Origin of the sequence: Streptomyces sp. NBC_00258, from assembly GCF_036182465.1 — a bacterium.
Lineage (GTDB): Bacteria > Actinomycetota > Actinomycetes > Streptomycetales > Streptomycetaceae > Streptomyces.
This window is the reverse complement of the sequence record NZ_CP108081.1, coordinates 9026919-9045688: the sequence shown is the minus strand read 5'-3', so window position 1 is coordinate 9045688 and position 18770 is coordinate 9026919. Positions and strand designations below refer to the sequence as shown.

15 protein-coding genes are annotated in these 18770 nt (G+C 68.9%); 1 reads left to right on the top strand and 14 read right to left on the bottom strand.

The genetic code is table 11. The annotated features are described in order from the left end of the window. The first annotated feature begins 88 nt into the window (after positions 1-88). Positions 89-2311 (top strand): family 43 glycosylhydrolase, encoded by a 2223-nt coding sequence (locus OG718_RS40270; RefSeq protein WP_328846519.1) that lies wholly within the window; start codon positions 89-91, stop codon positions 2309-2311. A gap of 7 nt (positions 2312-2318) precedes the next feature. Here OG718_RS40270 and OG718_RS40265 read toward each other — a convergent pair whose 3' ends face one another. From OG718_RS40265 to OG718_RS40200, 14 genes are all read right to left on the bottom strand, one after another. Continuing rightward, positions 2319-3431 carry a right-handed parallel beta-helix repeat-containing protein gene (locus OG718_RS40265; RefSeq protein WP_143637221.1) on the bottom strand — a complete coding sequence of 371 codons (1113 nt, stop codon included), beginning with the start codon at positions 3429-3431 and terminating at the stop codon, positions 2319-2321. A 44-nt stretch (positions 3432-3475) separates the two neighbouring features. Next, complete coding sequence (locus OG718_RS40260) at positions 3476-4708, bottom strand: dienelactone hydrolase family protein (RefSeq protein WP_328846518.1); 1233 nt, start codon at positions 4706-4708, stop codon at positions 3476-3478. Further along, on the bottom strand, positions 4692-5726 hold the full coding sequence (locus tag OG718_RS40255) for a pectinesterase family protein (RefSeq protein ID WP_328846517.1): 1035 nt from the start codon (positions 5724-5726) through the stop codon (positions 4692-4694). The genes OG718_RS40260 and OG718_RS40255 overlap by 17 nt, the downstream gene beginning before the upstream one ends. 1 nt (position 5727) lies before the next feature. Further along, entirely contained in the window at positions 5728-6873 is a 1146-nt protein-coding gene (locus OG718_RS40250) for a pectinesterase family protein (protein WP_143637229.1), read from the bottom strand. Between the two features lie 2 nt (positions 6874-6875). Continuing rightward, complete coding sequence (locus tag OG718_RS40245; protein ID WP_328846516.1) at positions 6876-8183, bottom strand: pectate lyase family protein; 1308 nt, start codon at positions 8181-8183, stop codon at positions 6876-6878. 114 nt (positions 8184-8297) lie between these two features. Further along, entirely contained in the window at positions 8298-9101 is an 804-nt protein-coding gene (locus tag OG718_RS40240; protein WP_328847913.1) for a rhamnogalacturonan acetylesterase, read from the bottom strand. A gap of 225 nt (positions 9102-9326) precedes the next feature. Next, the gene (locus OG718_RS40235; protein WP_143637972.1) at positions 9327-10688 is read right to left on the bottom strand and encodes an ABC transporter substrate-binding protein; all 1362 of its coding nucleotides are present in this window, start codon (positions 10686-10688) and stop codon (positions 9327-9329) included. A gap of 86 nt (positions 10689-10774) precedes the next feature. Then, a complete protein-coding gene (locus OG718_RS40230) occupies positions 10775-11845 on the bottom strand; it encodes a pectate lyase family protein (RefSeq protein ID WP_143637234.1) in 1071 nt (356 codons plus the stop codon). 42 nt (positions 11846-11887) lie between these two features. After that, on the bottom strand, positions 11888-13438 hold the full coding sequence (locus tag OG718_RS40225) for a glycoside hydrolase family 43 protein (protein WP_328846515.1): 1551 nt from the start codon (positions 13436-13438) through the stop codon (positions 11888-11890). Next, complete coding sequence (locus tag OG718_RS40220; RefSeq protein ID WP_398937243.1) at positions 13435-14277, bottom strand: PmoA family protein; 843 nt, start codon at positions 14275-14277, stop codon at positions 13435-13437. Before OG718_RS40220 ends, OG718_RS40225 begins: the two co-directional genes overlap by 4 nt. Then, the gene (locus OG718_RS40215; protein ID WP_143637242.1) at positions 14277-15464 is read right to left on the bottom strand and encodes a Gfo/Idh/MocA family protein; all 1188 of its coding nucleotides are present in this window, start codon (positions 15462-15464) and stop codon (positions 14277-14279) included. The genes OG718_RS40220 and OG718_RS40215 overlap by 1 nt, the downstream gene beginning before the upstream one ends. A 38-nt stretch (positions 15465-15502) precedes the next feature. After that, positions 15503-16837, bottom strand: coding sequence for a pectate lyase family protein (locus OG718_RS40210; RefSeq protein ID WP_328846514.1), 1335 nt, complete (start codon positions 16835-16837; stop codon positions 15503-15505). Further along, entirely contained in the window at positions 16834-17736 is a 903-nt protein-coding gene (locus OG718_RS40205) for a carbohydrate ABC transporter permease (protein ID WP_055616477.1), read from the bottom strand. The genes OG718_RS40210 and OG718_RS40205 overlap by 4 nt, the downstream gene beginning before the upstream one ends. Further along, positions 17733-18668, bottom strand: coding sequence for a carbohydrate ABC transporter permease (locus tag OG718_RS40200; RefSeq protein ID WP_055616478.1), 936 nt, complete (start codon positions 18666-18668; stop codon positions 17733-17735). The genes OG718_RS40205 and OG718_RS40200 overlap by 4 nt, the downstream gene beginning before the upstream one ends. Between the last annotated feature and the right edge of the window lie 102 nt (positions 18669-18770).

The following is an 18770-nucleotide window of genomic DNA, read 5'->3' as shown; positions in this document are numbered from 1 at the left end:
CCACCGATTGACGGCCCCGTCCGCCACTGGTGACACTCCCAGAGCAGTCCATCCCAACAGAATCCACCAGACCCCCACAGGATGTGTCATGCGCCCCCGCACCGTGCGAACGCTCCTGATCCCCCTCTTCGCCCTCCTCCTGAGCCTGCTCGCCGCCCCACCGAGTCCGGCGGCCCAGCCCGAAGCACCACCCGGAGCACCCCACGTGAGCAAACAGAAGTACGCCGGCTACCTCTTCGCCTACTTCACCGGCGAGGGCACGGCGGACGGCGAGCAGATCCGCTACGCCCTCAGCCGGGGCAACGACCCGCTGCACTGGCGGGAGCTGAACGGCGGCAAGCCGGTGCTCACGTCCACGACCGGCGAGAAGGGCCTGCGCGACCCGTTCGTGATCCGCTCCCCCAAGGGCGACAAGTTCTACATGATCGCGACCGATCTGCGCATGTACCAGAACTCCAGCGGCAGTTGGGACGACGTCCAGCGCCACGGCAGCAAGTCCATCATGGTCTGGGAGTCCACCGACCTGGTCCACTGGACCGACCAGCGCCTGGTGAAGGTCTCACCGGACAGCGCGGGCAACACCTGGGCGCCGGAGGCCTATTGGGACGACAAGCTCGGTGAGTTCGTCGTCTTCTGGGCGTCCAAGCTGTACGCCGACGACGACCCGGACCACACCGGCTCCACGTACAACAAGATGATGTACGCGACGACGAAGGACTTCCGCACCTTCAGCGCGCCGAAGGTCTGGGACGACCCCGGCTACTCGGTGATCGACTCGACCGTCGTGAAGAACAAGGGCACTTACTACCGCTACACCAAGGACGAGCGGGACCCCACCTCCTCCAGTCCCTGCTCGAAGTTCATCACCGCGGAGAAGTCGACCTCGCTCACGGACACCTCGTACGACTTCGTGTCGGACTGCATCGGCAGCGGCTCGATCGACCGCGGTGAGGGCCCGACGGTCTTCAAGTCCAACACCGAGGAGAAGTGGTACCTGTTCATCGACGAGTACGGCGGCCGCGGCTACGTGCCCTTCGAGACCACCGACCTCGACTCGGGCAAGTGGACGATGTCGAAGAACTACCAGTTGCCCGCCAGCCCGCGGCACGGCACGGTCATGCCGGTCACGCAGGCGGAGTACGACCGGCTGCTCGCCGCGTATCCGGTGAGCGGCACCTCGGTCGTGGACGCGACGGTGAAGGACCAGAAGGGGTACGCCATCGTCACCGAGGCGGCCTCGAAGGTCGTGCTGCCGATGAAGCCGGGCGAGAACCTCTCACGGCTCGCGCCGAAGCTCTGGCTCGGTGAGGGCGCCACGGTGAGCCCGGCGTCCGGCACGCGCCGCGACTTCCGCAAACCGCAGAAGTACAAGGTGACGGCGGCCGACGGCACGACCCGCACCTGGACCGTCGAGGCCGTGCCGACCCGCAGCCCGGTCCTGCCGGGGCTGTACGCGGACCCCGACATCCAGTACCTGGACGGCCGTTACTGGATCTACCCGACGACCGACGGCTTCCCGGGCTGGAGCGGCACGAAGTTCAAGGCCTTCTCGTCGAAGGACCTGGCCCACTGGAAGGACCACGGCGAGATCCTCGACCTGGGACCCGACGTGTCCTGGGCCGACAAGAACGCGTGGGCCCCGGCGATCGCCGAGCGCGACGGCAAGTACTACTTCTACTTCTGCGCCGAGCAGCAGATCGGCGTGGCGGTGGCCGACTCCCCCGCCGGTCCCTTCAAGGACGCCCTCGGCAAACCCCTGGTGGCGAAGGGCGGTTCGCTGCAGGGCCAGATGATCGACCCGGCGGTCTTCACGGACGACGACGGGACGTCGTACCTCTACTGGGGCAACGGCCACGGTTACGTCGTCCCGCTGAACGACGACATGGTGTCGTTCGACGCGTCGAAGGTGCAGGACATCACCCCGGACAACTTCCGGGAGGGCGCCTTCGTGGTCGAGCGCAAGGGCACGTACTACTTCATGTGGTCCGAGGACGACACCCGCAGCGAGAACTACCACGTCGCCTACGCGACCGGTCCCTCCCCGCTCGGCCCGTGGACCAAGCGGGGCACGATCCTGTCCAAGCGCCCGGAGTACGGCATCCTCGCCACGGGCCACCACTCGGTGGTCAACGCCCCCGGCACGGACGACTGGTACATGGTCTACCACCGGTTCGGCCTGAACGGGCCGGGTCTGGCGGGCGGGGACGGCACGCACCGGGAGACGACCATCGACCGCATGAAGTTCGCGGCCGACGGCACGATTCTGCCGGTGGTGCCGACCCTGGAGTCGATCAGGCCCGTGCGCCGGTAGTACCGGCTCAGTCCATCGTCGCGCCGATGGTGGTGCTGCCCGTGGTCAGAAACGTGGTCACGGGCAGCGCACCGTTCGACTGGCGGGCGTTGTACGTGGTCGTCGCGCTGGTGGACCGGAAGGCCGGCGTCGAGATGCCCGAGTCCCAGTTGTTGCCGGACGAGACGACCGACGAGCCCTTGTTCACCGAGCCGCCGCTGTTGCTCACCGCCAGGTTCTTGCCGAGCCTGGCGGCGCCGGTGGCGAAGTAGTAGCCCCACTTGGCGTTGGCGTAGGCGGTGGTGCGGTTGATGACGATGGCGCCCTTGTTGCTGTTCTCCGTGAAGCCGTTGCCCGCGTTGTCCCAGGCCGCGGAGTTGTTGACGACGTGGGCCACGACCTCGCCGTCGCCGCCCAGCTTGTAGCCGTTGCCGTCGCCTGCGAAGGCCGAGTCGCTCCAGCGGTTCCTGCCGTTGCCCATGGCCCAGGTGTGCTCGACGGTGACCGGCGACGAGAACGACCAGAAGTCCAGGCCGTCGTCCGAGTTGTTGTAGAGGCGCGCCCCGGTGACGAGGTTGCCGCTGCCCGAACCGAACTTGATGGCGATGCCGTCCGCGTTCTCACCGTGGTTGGCGGCGTCGTAGTGGCCGTAACTGTCGATGTTCCGGACGGTGTTGTTGGTGGTGCTGTCCCCGGTGAGCGTGAATCCGGAGTCGCCGCCGTTGATCGTCTTGATGTTGTCCCAGACGGTCGAGGCGCAGGACTGGCAGACGACCGCGCTGTCCGGGGAGTTCTGGAAGGTGATCCCCGAGACCGTCCAGTAGTCGGCGGTCAGCTTGAAGATCCAGTCTCCGTCGGGAAGGTTCGAGCCGTCGATCTTCACGGCCTCGGAGCCATAGGGCTGGAGGTGGATCCGGCTGGAGGACGTGCCGTTGGCGGTCGACTGGAGAGTGGCCGTCGGATAGTAGGTGCCGGCACGCACCTGGATGACGGTGCCCGCGGTGGCGTTCTTGATGGCGTTGGACAGGTCGGTGGAGTTGCTGACGACCACGGTCGCGGCCTGCGCCTGGGTGGGGATCACGGCGAGCCCGGCACCGAGGGCGAGAACTGCGCCCAAGGACAGAGCGGTTCGACGGGACATGGGTGTGGGGACCTTTCGTCGAGCGGTGTGGGGAGAGCTGCCGTTCACAGGGCGGAGTCGAGCCATGCGAAGACCTCGTCCTGCTGGGGCGCGGTGAACACGTGGCCCAGCTCGGGCCAGACCTTGGTGCGCAGCTGCTCCTCGGCATGACGTGAGCGCCAGACGGCGTGCAGCTTCTCGTGCGCGACCCGGACACCTTCAGCGGTGAACAGCGTGTCCAGTGCACCGTGGAAGAAGAGCATCGGCCTGGGTGCGGCGATGCTCGCCACGTCGGGGATGTCGAGGTGCCGGGCAAGCCCGGGGTGGAGCATGTAGTACGCCGACTGCCCGCGCAGCGTGTTGTTGCCGGGCACCATCATTTCCCTGAGCCCGGTCATCCAGGAGACGCTCGCCGCGGCCGCGATGTCGTCGCTGAGCGCGGCGGTCTGCCAGGCTCGGTAGGCGCCCATGGAGAAGCCGAGGGCCGTGACCCGCCGCCGGTCCACACGGTCGAGGCCGGCCAGGAAGCGGGCGGCACGTACGTCCTCGCGGGCCATGAGCCCGGCGAGCGAGGAGCCGAGGTTGTAGAAGTTGCTTGCCAGGGCCTGCTGTTGCTCGTAGGTGATCGGCCCCCGGTCGCCCCAGCCGAGCGCGTCCAGGGCGAGGACGACATATCCGCGCCGGGCCAGTTCGTCGCCGACGAACCGTCCGCTGAAGTACCGGTCGGCCCAGGCCTGGGCGGACGCGAGGCGCGCCTCCCCCGTACCCCAGGGCCTGACCAGCTTCTCCTTTCCGATGTCGAACTTGGAGCCGTGGTCGTGGAGCAGCAGGACCGCGGGGAAGGGCCCCGGGCCGTGCGGGGTGAGCAGGGCGCCGCGGACGCGCTCGTAGCGGGTGAGGGCGAGGGTCACCGACTCCCGTGTGTACCCGTCGCCTTCGGCACGATCGCCGAACTCCGGGGCGTACGACGTGTCTTCGTCCCGCTCCACGAGCAGATGCTCCTCGACCTTGGCACGGGCGGCCCGCCGCCAGGCCCGGAAGTCCCGGACCGGGGAGGTGCCCCAGGCGAGCGGGAAGCGGAGCTCGTCCTTGAGGAGGGGGTGGAAGTCGGGGAGGTTGCCTTCCACGATGCCGACCGCTTCGGCCGCGCCGTCCGCGTCGGCCACGCCATCCGGGTCCGCCGCACGGGCCGGGGACACGCCGGCTCCGACTCCGGCCCCGGCGAACAACCCGGCCGCTCCCGCTCCGGCCACGAACGTCCGCCTCCCCAGGTGGTGTTGCTCAGGACCGGCACTCATAAGGCCTCCAGTCCCCGAGATACGTCTCACGGGTGTGCGAGGCGGCCTCCGCGTCCGTGAGCTGCGGCCGGTTCTCCGGCACCGGAATCACCGCGCCAGGACCGGAGTTGGCGTACTCCCGGAAACGCATGGTCTGCCACGGATACGCCTCGCGCATGTTGGTGTAGGGCTCGACCGCGTCGATGCCGGACCCCAGCCAGGTGTCCCGCACGACGAGCGAAGGCCAGGCGGTCGTCTCGTACGACGGCACCCACGGCCGGGCGATCCTGTACGCGGCGTCCTCGGCACCCGAGGTGACCCGGCACCGCACGGCGAGGAAGCCGTACGGATTCGCGCGTGCCGTGGCCGGGGCGAACACCATGCCCTCGGGCTTGAACGTGACGTCCCGGTCGAGGGTGTGGAAGTGGCACCGTTCGAAGACGGCCCGCGCCCGCCCGAACACGAAGTCCACGTCACCCTCGGCATAGCAGTCCCGGTAGTACTGCCGGTCGAATGCGTCGAGCGCGGTGGTGTCCGCGAACAGCGTGTCCTGGTGGCCGAGGAACCGCACCCGCTCGAAGTGCGACCGGTCCCCGGTGACGTACGCCGCCACGGCCTGTGTGCCTGTGATGTCGGGGTGGTCGGCGCGCAGCCAGTCGTTGGCCAGGGTGAGGTCCCGGACGGTCAGACCGGGCGCCGCCGAGGTGAGGGTGGCGGAGCCCGCGGTGCCGTAGGTGCCGCCCTCGGGCCTGGGAGTGCCGTTGGCGTTGTCGAAGACGACCACGGCGGCCCGTGGATCGCGGGACGCCCCGCGAAGCGTCAACTCCCCCTTGTCGGCAGGGATGTCGACGACTTCACGATACGTACCCGGATGCACGACGATCGTCCATCCCTCCCCGTCCACGGCGTCCACCGCGTCCTGGACGGAGCCGCCGGGGCGGACGTGCAGGACGCGGCGGCGGGCCTCCGCGAAGGCGGGGGTCGTGCCGACGGCCACCAGGCCACCGGCGATCCCGGTGAGCAGTGTGCGCCGGCGCATGTCAGCACCCCTTCCAGGGCGTCCAGTCACCGAGGTACTCGGCCCGGGTGGCGGACGCGGCCTCCGCCTCGGTGAGCTGGGGCCGGTTCTCCGGTACGGAGACCACGGCGCCCGGCCCGGTGTTCCGGTACTCGGCGAACCGCTGGTCCTGCCACGGGAAACCCGACGACATGTTGGTGTAGGGCGCCACCGCGTCGATGCCGGCGCTCATGCGGGTCCCGCGCACGGTGAGCATGGGCCGTGCGGTGGTGTCCGAGCTGGGCACCCACGGGCGGGCCAGCTTGTAGTAGGCGTCCGGCGCCTCGCTGGAGATCCGGCCACCGGTGACCAGGTAGCCGCGCGGGTTGGCGCCCGAGGTGGAGGGCGCGAAGACGAACCCGTACGGGGCTCCGGTCAGATCGTTCCTGGTCAGCGTCCGGAAGTGACAGTTCTCGTACACGGCCGTGGCCCGCCCGAACACGAAGTCCACGTCACCCTCGACGTAACAGTCCCGGTAGTACTGCCGGGCGAATGTGCCGAGCGCCATCGAGTCGGCGTACAGCGTGTCCTGGTGGCCGAGGAACCGGCAGCGCAGGAACGCCGACCGGTCGCCCTGCACCTTGATGGCGACGGCCTGGGTGCCGCTGATCCCGGGGTGGTCGGCGCGCAGCCAGTCGTTGGCGAAGGTGAGGTCCCGCGCGGTGAAGCCGTCGGCCTGCACGAGGGTGGTCGCCGACCCGGTCGTACCGTACGTGCCGCCGCCGGGTTTCGGAGTACCGGCCGCGTTGTCGTACACGACCACGACGTCCCGCGCCTCGCCGGAGGCCCCGATCCAGGTCATGTCCGTACGGGCGACGCTCACGGCGGTCGTTTCCCGGTACGTGCCCGGGGCGATGACGAGCGTGTATCCACTGCCGCTCACGGCGTTCACGGCAGCCTGGACGGTGGTGTGGTCGCCGAGGCCGCCGGCGTGGACGTACAGGGTGCGCTCGTTCAACCGGGCCGACGGCGAGCCGTACCGCCCGAAGGGGGACCGCCCGCGCGCGTGGGCCTGGGAGGAGACGCCCAGAGCGAGCGCGGCTCCCACGCTCGCGACGACGAAGGACCGTCTGCCGACCGACGTGCCTGATGCCGCCGTGGCTCCTGCTGCTGATGCCGGCAAGGTCATGATCAGCAGACCTTTCCGGCGCCGGCGCGGCTGTTGACGATGCCCGGCACGGCCCGCGGCGAGTCGACCTTCGTACGGAGGGTGGGCTTCCAGCCGGCGCCGGACTGGAGGGTCTCCTCGGGAATCTCCGCGTTGTGGACGGCGATGAGGTCCGTCCGCTTGCCGTTGACGTAGTTGTTCTCGGCGGTGAGGGGCGCCTCGTTCCACTTCTTCAGGACCTTGCCGACGGCGGCTCCGGCCGGCAGCGAGATCGCGTTGTCACTGGCGTAGAGCTGCGAGGAGATGCCGACGCCGAAGATGTAGTAGTCGGACTTCTGGTTCTCTGCCACGACGTAGTGGTTGTTGTAGACGTCGACCTGTCCGAACCGCACACGCGGAGAGCGCTGAAGGATCCCGTCGAAGCGGTTGTGGTGCATGGTGACCTTGAGCTTGCCGGCGTCCGTGGTGGCGGTGCTGTCGCTGTTCCCGATCAGCATGTTCTTGTCGTGGTCCTGGAAGCGGTTCCAGGACACCGTCACGTGGTTGGCGCCGCGCACGATGTCCGTCAGCCCGTCGTGCTGCTGGAAGACCTTGCCGAAGTAGACCGGCCGCTCGCTGTCGGGGTAGCGCCCGTCGGTGAACGTGTTGTGGTCGATCCACACGTGATCGGTGCCGAAGACGACCACGGCGTCGTACTCGGAGTTCCAGTTGCCCGTTCTGTTGTCGTCGGTCGGGTCCCACTTCGGGAAGCAGTCGAGCGGGGCCTCGATGGTGAGGTTGCGCATGATGACGTTCGAGACGCCCTTGATCTGGAGGCTGCCGCCGAGGATGCCGGAGTTCTTGCCGACACCGACGATGGTGGTGTTGCTGGGGATGTTGGCCTTGATCTCCGAGTCCTGGTTGGCGGCGGACGCGACCCGCGCGTCCTCCTGCGGACCGCTGGCGACCTCGTCGTTGCCCCAGACCGCCGGGTCGTAGTCCTTGAGGTACTGCTGGAGGTCGTAGCCCCCGGCGACGAAGGCCTCGCACCCCTCGGAGACGGCGTCGATCATGCCCTTGACCTTGATGATCTTCGGGGCGTTCCCGCCGGCCTTCAGCGCGGCCTTGAACTCCGCCCAGGTGGTGACGGTGTGGACGTGCGAGGAGTCGGCGGCCGAGCCACCGGTGGTACCGGTCCCTTCGGAGCCCCAGCCGTCACCGGCGCCGAGGACTTCGCGACCGAGGTCGCGCCCCTGCGAGTGAGCGATGCCGGTCCCGGACACCCCGAGTACGAGAGCGGTGCAGCCGACGACAGCGGTGATGGCATGGGCATGCCAGATACGAGCACGCATGGATGCGGTTCCTTTCAGAACAAGGGAATCAGGGACGCCCGTCGAGGGGCGCGGGGAACTGCGCGACCAGCCGCAGACGGCCGGCAGCATCGAATCGGCCTGGCAAGTCGGCCGCTACGCCTCGGGCCAGGTGATCCAGGACTCGGGGATCTGCTCGTCCAGACGACGGACATCCCGCGGTGCAAGCACCCGCTTCCGCACCAGGCCAGCGACGACCAGTCGCGCCACGGCGATGGCCCCCGGCGGATTGAAATGCGTGTTGTCCTGCTCGGCATCGGTCCAGTTGAAGTACTTCTTCGTCTCCTCGACACCGAGCCGCTGCCAGAGGGCGATCGACGACGCCTGAATATCGAGCAACGCCACCCCCTCCTCCTCGGAGAGGGCCCGAACGGCCGCGGGATATTCGCCATGGGTCCCCACGGCATTCCCGTCGGCGTCGAACTTCCGGCGCTCCACGGATGTGGCCAGCACGGGCCGGGCACCCCGCGCCCGCGCCCCGTCGACGTACTGACGGAGATAGTCCTGATACGTCGTCCACGGCTCGGTGTACCGGGTGTGATCGGCGACCTTGGAGTCGTTGTGCCCGAACTGAACGAGAAGGAGATCACCGGGCCGGATCGCGGCGAGAATGACGTCGAGACGCCCTTCGTCGATGAAACTCTTCGAACTACGCCCGTTCACCGCATGGTTGGCGACAGCCAACTGCTCTCGCAGAAAGAACGGAAGCGCCATGCCCCAGCCGGTCTCGGGCGCGGCATCGGCGTATTTCTGGGCGGCGGTGGAATCACCGGCGATATGGAGCGTGCGCCCACGGGGCCGCCCCGACGGGGAGGCGGCAGTGGCGGGCCCCGTCGCCGCGACGGCGAGGGGAACGGCGGCAAGCGCCGCGGTGGTGACCTGTCTGCGGGTGAGTGACACGACGATGTGCCTTTCGGGCATGGGAGAGCTGCGGTTGGTGCAGGAGGTGGCGCCTTTCACACAGGGGGTTCAGCTGTTTCGGGCAGCAGGAGGCTCGGCGCTTCCTGGCAGGCCGGGGGAATTCGCCCCCCTTCAGGGGCGCGGGGAACTGCGCGACCAGCCACAACGGCCCCGCAGTTCCCCACGGTCAGTCCAATTCCCCAGCCTGAGAAGTGCAGGCCCCGCCTAGCCCTTCTGCTCGTTCCACTCCGTCTGAGCCTCATTGAGCTGATCGGCCAGAGTGTTCAGGAAGTCCTTGGCACTCATCGACCCGTTCATGACCTTCTGGAACGCCGGCTCGTTGTCCGTCTTGGAAATGGTGTTCCAGTCGGGCAGGTAGTACGGCAGCTGAACGATGGTCGTGGAACCGTCGGACAGCGCCTCGGCGGCGAGCTTCGTGGGCTCGGCCTTCGAGACCCACGCGTCCTTCGCCGCGTCGTTGTTCGACGGCACCTGCCCCGCGGACTCGTTGAACATGGAGTTCTCCGCCTTCGAGGTCGCGAAGTCGATGAACTTCCAGGCGGCGTCCTTGTTCTTGGAGCTCTTGAACAGGCCCAGCCCGTCCACGGGGTTGGACACCTGGACCCGCTTGCCACCGGGTCCGACCGGCTGCGGAATACCGCGGAACTTGTCGACGCCGAGCGCCTTCACATGGTCCTGGTACGAGCCCAGGTTGTGGTTCAGCATTCCGATCGTGCCGGAGTCCCACTGGGCGACCATCTTGGTGAAGTCGTTGTTGAGGTCGGCGGCCGGGGTGACCTTCTTGAAGAGGCCCACGTACTTCTCCAGGGCCGCCACGTTCTTGGGGTCGTTGACCGTGGTCTTCTCGTTGCCGCTGTCCCAGAAGGACGTGATGCCGGACTGCCCGTACATCGCGTCGAGCGCCTGGGCTATGGAGCCGGCGCCACCGCGGATGGTGTAGCCGAACTCGTTCTTGCCCTTGTCGGTGAGCTTGTCGGCGGCCTCGTAGAACTTGTCCCAGGTGCTCGGCTCGTCCAGGCCCGCCTTCTTGAACAGGTCGGTGCGGTAGTAGAGGACGCCGTTGTTGGCGGAGGTCGGGATCGAGTACAGCGTGTCGTCCCGGCCACCGGCGGCCTTCAGCGACTTGACCATGTCCTCGTTGAGCTTGCCGTTGAGGGAGGACTTGCCGAGGCGGTCGTCCAGCGGCTCCAGCGCGTTCTGGGCGGCGAACCCGGCGAGCATCGCCGCGCCGACACCGCCGACGTCCGGCAGCCCGCCGCCCTGGAGGGCGGTGTCGACCTTGGACTGGTACTCGGTGGAGGCGATCCCGACGTACTTGACCTTGATGTCCGGGTTCGCCTTCTCGAAGTCGGCGATGATCTTCTTCCAGACGTCGGTGCGAATACCGCCGTTGTTGTCCCAGAAGACGATCTCGCCCTTGCCACTGCCGTCGGCGCCCTTGTCACCGGCCGACCCGCTGCCGTCGTCGCCGCAGGCCGTGGCGGTCAGCGCGAGTACGGCGCTCAGGGCGACGGCGGCTGTCGAACGGCGCCCGCCTCTGCTGCTCCTGTGAATGCTGGTCTTCATCATCGGCTCTCTTCTTCTGGATCCAACGAGGGTTGTGTCGCTGTGAAGTTGTGGGGCTGTGGGGAGTCATGTGGGGCCGGTGGGTGTCAGTGGCGGGTGTGCAGCGCCTTCTGCGGACCGGAGAACCTGGACACGAGCGCGGGAACGGCCGCCGCGGGGTCGAGCCGGTAGTCGTAGAGGTCCCGCGGGTCGAAGGCCGTGCCCCACGTCTCCTGGCGCCCGCTCGTGTTCTTCAGGATCGAGCCGCGCTGCACCAACTCGGCGGTGGTGTCCGCCTGGTAGGGGTGCTGGACGTCCTTGTAGTAGCTGTTCTCGATGACCATCCTGGTCTTGCCGCGGGACCAGTTGCCGTACGTCCATACGGGGTCGCCAGGGTCCGCCTGGGCGGTCATGTAGTTGTTGTAGAGGTGTGCGTAGGCGCAGTTGTCGGCCGACGGGTTGCGCTGCTTCGTACCGCGGAACCAGTTGTGGTCGATGGTGATCTGCGTCTTCACGTTCGGCGTCCAGCCGATGCCGAGGGTCTTGTTGTTGTTCTCGAAGCGGTTGTAGGAGACGGTGACGTACTCGCTGTCCTTGCGGATGTCGAGCTGCCCGTCGCAGATCCGCGAGAAGCGGTTGTGGTCGACCCAGACGTGGTGGACGGTGTCCATCTGGATGCCGTCGAAGTCGGTGTCCTTGCAGTCCCAGTTGCCCTCGACGTACGAGTCGCGGATCGTCAGGTTGCGGATGATCACGTTGTGGGTGCCGGGCGTGAGGTGCAGCTCGCCCTGGACGAGTTCCCCGGCCGTGCCGACGCCGATGATGGTCTTGTCCGAGGCCACGACGACGTTCGCGCCGAACGGCTCGGCCTTGATCGTCCCGGCGACCCGGATGACGTACGGCTCCTCGGCGGCCGCGTAGCGCTCCAGGCCGGCCTGGGTGGTCACGGTGACGACCTTGCCGCCGGCGCCGCCGCTCGTACCGCCTTCGAGGGAGGCGAACCCGTGCGCCTTGTCGGGCCCGCGGGGGGACACCGGGATGGCGTCGGCGGTCGCCTCGGCCGAAGTGACGGCCCCGAGCCCCAGCGAGGCCACCAGAGCGGTGACCGTGACCAGGATCCGGCCGAGCCCGAGCCCGGAACCCGGTCTCGGCAAGCGCTTGCTACGGAAGTGCGTCATTGCGGCTCCCAACAGGCTTACAACGGTGATGACTTGAAGCGGTCAGGCAGGTGGCGCGGTGATGCGGAACTGCGTGAACGTGGCCGCCCCGGCGTGTCCCCCGCCGGTCGGTGCGAGTGCGACGAGACCGAGCAGGGCGCCGACCCAGCGCCAGGGGGTGGCGGCGAAGACCTGGCCGGAGGACTCCCAGCCGGACCCGAGGTCGTGGGAGAAGCGGCAGCGCGCCCCGGCGCCGGCCTCGACCCGCAGCCGCGCCCGTCCCTCGGGGGCCGCCCGCGGATGCGCGGCGTCCCGCTCCCGCTCGGCCACCGACTCGGCGAACCGGTGCACGAGGTGGACCGTCCCGTCTGCCCCCCGTTCGAGTCCGATCCAGCTGAACGCGTCGCCCAGGACGGCGAGTCCGGCCCGCGCGCCGGGCTCCTCGGCGTCGAGCCGCAGCTCGACCTCGACGGTGCACGGGGTGCCGGGCAGCCGCTGGGTGAGCACGTTCGGTAATTTGCGCAGATCCTGCGCGTCGACCGTCCGTACGCAGGCCAGCCGCAGCCCGTCGCCCGAGTGCTGGGTGGCCCAGCCGTCCTGCGGGTTGGCGGTCCACTGCCACTGCCGCCCGAACCGTCCGCCGGGGAAGTCGTCGTCGGTGGCGGGCGCCGACAGCGGCTGCCGCGGCAGGCCGGGCTTGCGGTGTACGGCGACGGGGGCGCCCTCGTCCCCGAGGACCGGCCAGCCGTCCGTGCCCCAGCTCATCGGCTGGAGGTGGACGACCCTCCCGTACGCGCCCTTCTCCTGGAAGTGCGCGAACCAGTGCTCGCCGGACGGGGTGGTCACCCAGCCGCCCTGGTGGGGGCCGTTGACGTCGGTGTCACCCTGCTCCAGGACGACCCTCTCCTCGTACGGTCCGAAGAAGTCGCGGGAGCGCAACGCGCCCTGCCAGCCCGTCTCGACGCCGCCGGCCGGGGCGAAGATCCAGAACCAGCCGTCGTGCCGGTACAGCTTCGGCCCTTCGAGCGTGAACCAGCCGGGTATGCGGTCGCCGTCGACGATCACCTTGCCGTCGTCGAGCAGGCCGGTGGCGTCGGGCCGCATCCGATGGCCGGTGAGCCGGTTCTTGACGCCGGAGCGTGACTTGGCCCAGGCGTGCACGAGGTACGCCTCGCCGGTGTCGTCGTCCCACAGCGGGCAGGCGTCTATGAGTCCCTTGCCCGCCTTGACGAGGTGGGGGCGGGTCCAAGGGCCGCGTATCTCGGGGGCGTTGACCTGGTAGATGCCGTGGTCGGGGTCGCCCCAGAAGATCCAGAAGCGGTCGTCGTGGTGGCGCAACGACGGTGCCCAGACACCGCAGTCGTGGCGTGGCTTCCTGAACTCCCGTGCTGGTTCGAGGAGTTGTAAGGCGTGGCCGACGAGCGTCCAGTTGACCAGGTCCCGGGAGTGCAGCAGCGGCAGGCCCGGGACGCGGCCGAAGCTGGAGGCGGTCAGGTAGTAGTCGTCGCCGACGCGGATGAGGTCGGGGTCGGACCAGTCGGCGTTCAGGACCGGGTTGCGGTACGTGCCGTCGCCGAGGTCGGCGGTGAAGGCGGGTGTGCTCTGGCCGCTCATGGGCTCACCGCCTTGCGGACGAGGGCGGCGGCCCCGCCCCGGTCGAGGCGGCCGTCGGCGACGACGGTGACGACCCGGCGAACGACGGTCTCCCCGGCCGGGATCGGCAGCCGTTCCTCGTGGGCGAGGGACGAGCCGACACCCGGGTACTCGGCGGTGCGCACGAACCACGGGTCGCGGCGGGTCTGCTCGGTGGCCCCGGCGAACACCAGCGTCCAGTTGGCGCCCGCGAGCGCCAGCCAGTCGGCCCGTGCGCCGTGCACGGCCCCCTCGCCCTCGGTGCCGGCCGTGAACACTTCGGGCGCCTCGGCCTCCTTGCGGGCCCGCCAGAAGAAGCCGCCGTAGGCCGCGCCGGTCCTGCCGTTGGTCGCCGGGCTGCCGATCGACAGGGGCTCGGCGGTCGTGTTGGTGAGCGAGAACGTGAAGTCCAACGCCCAGGCGGTGTCGGTGAGTTCGGTCGCCGCGGCCGTACGCCGCTCGCGAAGCAGCTCACCCCCCGCCGCGACCCAGCGCAGCTCCTCCACGAAGCCGTCGGGGTCGCACAGCTGGAACGTGGAGTGCCGCTGGGCTCCGTGGTTGTCCAGCTCGGTCGGCCCCTGGTCGCGTACGTACGTGCGACCGCCCCAGAAGTTGTACCCCTCGACGTCGGGAACGGCGACACCGACGCCGAGGTGGTGGATGTGGTCGGCGGGGCCGATCTCGGTGACAGCAGTGCCGGCCAGGGTGGTGACGGGGTGGAAGTACGGGCGCGGCGACAGCTTCGGCGGCAGCTCGGGCCGGGTGATGTAACGGCCGACCGGGCGGCCCGCGACACGCAGGACCAGCGACTCGTTGTTCATCAGGTACTCACCTCTTTCGGGAGCGCCCAGGAGGCGCCCAGCTCGGAGTAGAGGGCGAGGGTGTCGGCGGCGGCCGTGACGAGTCCGTCGACTCCGTGCACGACCCGGCGGTTCTCGTCGGCTTTCAGGTACCAGGCGTCGGCGGGCAGTGCGACGGGGTCCGGCGCCTGTCGAATCGCTTCAACGACCTTCATGAAGGCGCCCGTCGAGTCCGGCGCGACCAGCAGTTCGGCCCGGCCTTCGAGGTGCTCGACAAGGTTCTCCAGCAGGTCGGTCCTGCCGTACGTGATCTCCTGCGGGCCGTGCCCCGAGCGCTGGACGAGGACGCGGTCCTGCTTGTACCAGAAGGTGATCCGGCCGCTGGTGCCGTGCACGAGGACGTACGGCTCGTCGGGGTGCTCGGCGCACAGGGTCGCGGCGACGGTGATCCGGTGGCCGGCCGCGGTGGTGACGCGGACGCAGGAGGTGTCGTCGGACTCGATGTCGTTGGCGCGCAGCAGCTCGGTCTCGATGCCGGTGACGTCCTCGGCGCGGGTGGCGCCGTCGAGGGCGAGGGCGGTGGCGACGGCGTGCGCGAGGGGGTTGGTCAGCACCCCGTCGACGACGTCGGCCCCGTTCATCCGGCGCCGCCCGGCCCAGGGTGCGCGGCGGTAGTACTCCTCGGCGCGCGCCCAGGCCCCGGCCCCGCCGATGCCGTCCACCCGGCCGATCGTGCCCTGCGCGACCAGCTCCCGGATCGCGGGCACGGCCTGCGAGCCCAGCGACTGGAAGCCGATCTGGCAGACCACCCCGGCCGCGGCGACCCCGTCGGCCATCCGGCGGAACTCGGCGTACGAGGGAGCCGGCGGCTTCTCCAGCAGCACGTGTACGCCCTTGGCGGCGGCTGTCAGCGCGAGGTCGGTGTGGGTGGGGATCGGCGTGCAGATCACGGCGATCGTGGCGCCGGTGGAGTCGAGCAGGGCGCCGAAGTCGGCGGACTGTTCGGGGAGTTCGCCGGGCGCGGTGAAGGCGCCCAGCTCCGCCTCGGTGAGCGGGGTCAGCTCGCAGATCCCGGCGAGGCGTACCAGGCCCTTGTCCTGGAGGCGGCGGATGTTCGCGAGGTGCCAGTGGCCGTGACCGCGGGCGCCCGCGAGGACGACGGGGAGGGGGTACTCGTGCGAGGGCAGGGACCCTGAGGAAGAGTTCATGGGCCCTATCGAAGCGGTTCCGGGCCCGGTGGCGGTGCTCATCGGATCCTCCCCGCTCCCGCGCCGCGCTCGACGTCGCGGTCGGCCTTCGCGGCGCTGTCGACCGTGCCGTGCAGCGTGGGGGTCCAGCCGACGTCGGCGGTCAGGTCGCGCTCGCTGCCGGAGTTGTAGGCGTTGTAGACGGCGAGCAGGTCGACGGGGAAGCCGTTGAAGAGCGTCCCGGTCTGGTGCAGGGCCGTGCCGTTCCAGCTCTTCACCAGGTCGGCGACCTCGATGTGGCCGGGGGTGGTGAACGCGTTGTTCTCGGCGTGGACCGCCGACTCGGTGGAGACGCCGAGCGAGTAGCGGTAGTCGTGGGCGTCGGCCGGGACGACGTACCGGTTGTTGTAGACGTGCACCTGCCCGAAGCGGACGCGCGGGGCGCGCTGGACTACGGACTCGAACTCGTTGTGGTGCAGGGTGACGCGCAGCCTGCCGCGGTCGCCGGTGGCCGTGTCGCCGTTGCCGATCAGCATCGCCTTGTCGTGGTCGGCGAACCGGCTCCAGGAGACGGTCACCAGGTCGGAGGCGTTGGTGATGTCCAACAGGCCGTCGTGGCGCAGGTAGTTGCGGCCGAAGTAGGTCGGCTCGTCCTCGTCGGGGTGGCCCTTGTCGGAGGCCGTGACGTGGTCGATCCACACATGGGTGGCGCCGCGCAGCCAGAGCGTGTCGTACGCCGTCTTCCAGTCGCCGAGGCCACCGGTGTTGGGCTGCCAGACGGGGAAGCAGTCGTAGGCGTCCCGGAGTTCGAGGTTGCGGACGATGACGTTGTCGGCGTCGCGGACCTGGAGGCTCGCGCCCTTGAGTACGGCGCTGTCGCCGAGCCCGACGATGGTGGTGTTGGAGCCGACGGTGAGCTCCACACGCGAGGCCTGGGCCGCGGCCGAGGCCTGGCGGGCCTCCTCCTGCGGGCCGGACGGCTTGGCCGCCCGCCAGGTGCGCGGGTCGTACGCGGCGAGGTACTTCTTCAGGCTGTAGCCGTCGGTCGCGTAGTCGTCGCAGTCCAGCCGCTTCCCCGCGTCGTCGGTGTTGGCGTCGATCGTCCCGGCGACCTTGATGATCTTCGGGGTCGCGCTGCCGCCGTCGAGGGCGCGGACCAGCTCGGTCCGGTTCCGTACGGTGAAGACGTGGGCGTCGTCTGCGGAGGAACCCCCCGTGGTACCTCCGTCGGCGGCGGCCCAGCCGTCGTTCGCGGGCAGGGTCTCGCGGCCGATGTCACGGGACTCGGCGTTCGCCGGTGCCCCCAGCGCGGCCAACAGTCCGCAGGCGAGGGTGATTTGGAGGACGCGGCGCCCTCTTGTCGTGCGCGGCAGGAAGGTGCGTACTCCTCTCATCCCTTCACCGCCCCGGCGCTGAAGCCCGTGATCAGCCACTTCTGGATGAAGGCGAAGACGATCACGACGGGCACGGCCGCGATGATGCCGCCGGCGGCGAGTGCGCCCAGGTCGACGCTGTCGGCGCTCATCAGGCTGTTGAGGCCGACGGGGATCGTCTGCTTGTCCTGGTTGCTGAGGAACATCAGGGCGAACAGGAAGTGGTTCCAGGAGTGCACGAAGGCGAAGGAGCCGACCGCGATCAACCCGGGCCGCAGCAGCGGCAGGACGACGACCCGGAAGCCCGTGAAGCGGTTGCAGCCGTCGACCCAGGCGGCCTCTTCCAGCGAGTACGGCACGTTCCGGATGAAGCCGCTGATCAGGATCATCGACAGCGGCAGCTGGAAGACCGTCTCGGCGATGATGACGCTGCCCAGCGAGTTGATCATCTGGAGCTCGGCGAAGATCTGGAACAGCGGCACCAGGAGCAGCGCGCCCGGCACGAACTGGGAGCAGAGCAGCGCCAGCATGAAGGCGCGCTTGATCTTGAAGTCGAAGCGGGCGAGGGCGTAGCCGCCGGCCAGCGCGACGAGCGTGGTCATGAAGAGCGTGGCGACGCCGACGTAGACGCTGTTCTCGAAGTACGTGCCGAAGCTGCGCTCGTTCCAGACCTTCTCGAAGTGCTCGAAGGTCATGGGCCAGGGCACGAGCGAGGTCGAGCCGGGCTTGCGCAGGGCGAAGAGCAGGATCCAGTAGAAGGGGATGAGCGTGAAGAGCAGGTAGATGCCGAGCGGGACGTAGATCTGCCAGCGCGGGGCCTCGTCCCAGGCGCGCCTGCGCTTCCCCGGGCGCTGCGGCGGCTCGTCGGCCACCGGTGCGGGCACGGCCGGAACGACGGTGTCGATGTCCTTGGTGATCACTTGTCCCCGCCTCCGAACTTGCTCAGCCGCAGATAGACCATCGAGAAGAAGAGCAGAATCACGAACGCGACCGTGGTCAGGGCCGATGCGTAACCGAAGTTGTGTGCGTCGACGCTGGTGTTGGCGATGTAGAGCGGGAGTGTCGTCGTCTCCCCCGCGGGTCCGCCGCCGGTGAGTGTGTAGAGCAGGTCGACGTTGTTGAACTCCCAGACCGCGCGCAGCAGCGTGGAGAGGATGATGGCGTCCTTGAGGTGCGGCAGCGTGATGTGCACGAACTGCCGGAAGCGGCTGGCTCCGTCGACCTCGGCTGCCTCGTACAGGTCCTTCGAGACGGACTGTAGGTCGGCGAGGATGAGGATCGCGAAGAACGGAACGCCCCGCCAGAGGTCCGCGACCACCGCCGCCGGAAAGACGGTCGAGGTGTCGGAGAGCCAGCTCGTGCCGTAGTCCCCGATGCCCATGTCGGCGAGGTAACGGGTGATGCCCGTCTGGGAGTTGTAGAGGAGCACCCAGATCGCGGAGGTGAGCACACCGGACACGGCCCAGGGCGAGAAGACCAGGGCGCGGCCCAGCGAGCGTCCCACGAAGGTCTGGTTGACGATCAGCGCGAGCGCCAGACCGAACAGCAGCTGCAGCCCGACCTCGACGACGACCCACTTGGCGCTGAAGACCAGCGTGTCCCAGAACTGCGGGTCCTCGGTGAAGGCGTGCACGAAGTTGTCGAAGCCCGCGAAGCCGTTTCGCCACGGCTTGGTGGGGTTGTAGTTCTGCAGGCTGTAGTAGAAGACGCTGAGCACCGGGTAGGCGATGAAGCCCAGCATCAGCAGTCCCGCCGGGGCGATCAGCAGGTACGGGAGCCTGCGGGGCGTAGCTGAGCCACGGCGCCGCCGGGGTGGCGCGGGCTTTTTCGCCACGGCTGCGGCTTGGGCCATGACTGTTCTCCGTTCTCGGGGGTGTGCGGGTGGTGCTGTGCGCTCGTTCCGTTCGTTTCTTCGCTTCGATGGAAGCGCTTGCTATCAGGGCAGTACTTGGTG